The following is a 1,678-nucleotide window of genomic DNA, read 5'->3' as shown; positions in this document are numbered from 1 at the left end:
GGTGTAGCGGCTTTATGTAAATGTCGTGTTCTAGCTAGATAGAAATGTCGTGTTTTTGAACGCTGGCATGCTGGTCGGTCCGTTGCGAGATTTCGGAGTCGGCCATGTGTCCAGCCACACTGGTGACATTGAACATGCGCGAACTCGACCGTTTGAAGGTCATCCAGGCCATTGTCGACATGGGCCTCAAGCCTGGTCGCGCGGCCGAACGTCTGGGCTTGACCGTGCGTCAGGTTGAGCGCCTGGTGATCCGCTATCAGGAATCCGGTGCGGCGGGACTGGCCTCGCGCAGACGTGGCCGTTCCGGCAACCGGAAGTTGGACGAAGGACTGGCTCAGCGGGCGCTGGCGATCATTCGTGAGCGCTACGCCGATTTCGGGCCGACGCTGGCCTGCGAGAAGCTTTGGGAGTGCCACGGCATCCGGATGGCCAAGGAAACCGTGCGGCACCTGATGACCGATGCCGGGCTGTGGATTCCGCGCCGGCAGCGCCCGCCGAAGGTCTATCAGCCGCGGGCCCGTCGTGCGTGTCTGGGCGAGCTGGTGCAGATCGACGGCAGCGATCACCGGTGGTTCGAGGAACGGGCGCCAGCCTGCACACTGCTGGTGTACGTTGACGATGCGACCAGCCGGCTGATGCATCTGCACTTCACGGCGAGCGAATCAACCTTCAGCTATTTCGAGGCGACGCGTGCGTACATCGAATGCCACGGCAAGCCCGGCGCGTTCTATAGCGACAAGGCGAGCGTGTTTCGCAGTGGCAAAGCCCATGAAACGGGAAGCAGCGTGACGCATTTCGGCCGGGCGATGTACGAACTGAACATCGACACGTTCTGCGCGAACAGCAGTTCCGCGAAGGGCCGCGTCGAACGCGCCCACCTCACGCTGCAGGACCGCATGGTGAAGGAGATGCGGTTGCGCGGCATCAGCACGGTGGCTGATGCCAATGCGTATGCGCCCTCCTTCATCGCGGCCTACAACGCGCGGTTTGCCAGGCCACCGAAGAGTGAGTTCGATGCACACCGGCCGCTGCGGGCTGACGAGCATCTCGACCTGCTGATGACCTGGCGCGAGACGCGACGCGTGACGAAGTCGCTGACGGTGCAGTACGACCGCGTGATGTACCTGCTGGATGACACGGCGGAGAACCGCAAACTGATCCACCGCTACATCGACGTGTGGGAGTATCCGGACGGACGCATCGAGATCCGCGCCGATGGCCGGGTGCTGCCGTACAGGCAGTACGACCGGCTGGCCGAGATCGATCAGGGCGCGGTCGTTGAACACAAGCGCCTGAGTCACGTACTGCAGGTCGCGCAGGCGATCCAGGCGCAACGCGACAACCGGCGCATCTCGGGCTCCCCCGCGCGCACGAATCAGGGACAACCGGTTCGGGCAACGGAACGCGCGCAGGGCACGAAGAAGCAGCGTGAATTCACACAGGACGACCTTAACGGTGTGATCGTGGAGATGGTGCAACACAATCAACCAAAGCAGCCGCGCAAACCTGGCCGTCGGTCTGCAGGATCTGCCTGAACGGACTGACACGCCCTGCCCGTTCACACGCTGTCCTTCAACGCCGTGTGAGATTCAAACCGTTAAATACAGAGTCAAAATCAACGTCAAAACCCGACATTTCTAAATAGCTGCCACTGCGACATTTCAGGATGGCTTTGACA

At 61.6% G+C, this 1,678-nt stretch carries 1 protein-coding gene; it reads left to right on the top strand.

Annotated elements, in window-relative coordinates; translation table 11 throughout:
• The first annotated feature begins 104 nt into the window (after positions 1–104).
• A complete protein-coding gene (locus DLM46_RS38830) occupies positions 105–1,535 on the top strand; it encodes an ISNCY family transposase (protein WP_115110386.1) in 1,431 nt (476 codons plus the stop codon).
• Positions 1,536–1,678 lie beyond the last annotated feature (143 nt).

Origin of the sequence: Paraburkholderia lacunae, assembly GCF_003353175.1 — a bacterium.
In the GTDB taxonomy this organism is placed as follows: domain Bacteria; phylum Pseudomonadota; class Gammaproteobacteria; order Burkholderiales; family Burkholderiaceae; genus Paraburkholderia; species Paraburkholderia lacunae.
Note: the sequence above shows the minus strand (reverse complement) of the source record. Positions and strands in the feature narration are given on the sequence as shown.

Excerpts from the sequence above, each read along its gene's own strand:
- DLM46_RS38830 (WP_115110386.1), top strand. The coding sequence starts at position 105 with ATGTGTCCAGCCACACTGGTGACATTGAACATGCGCGAACTCGACCGT.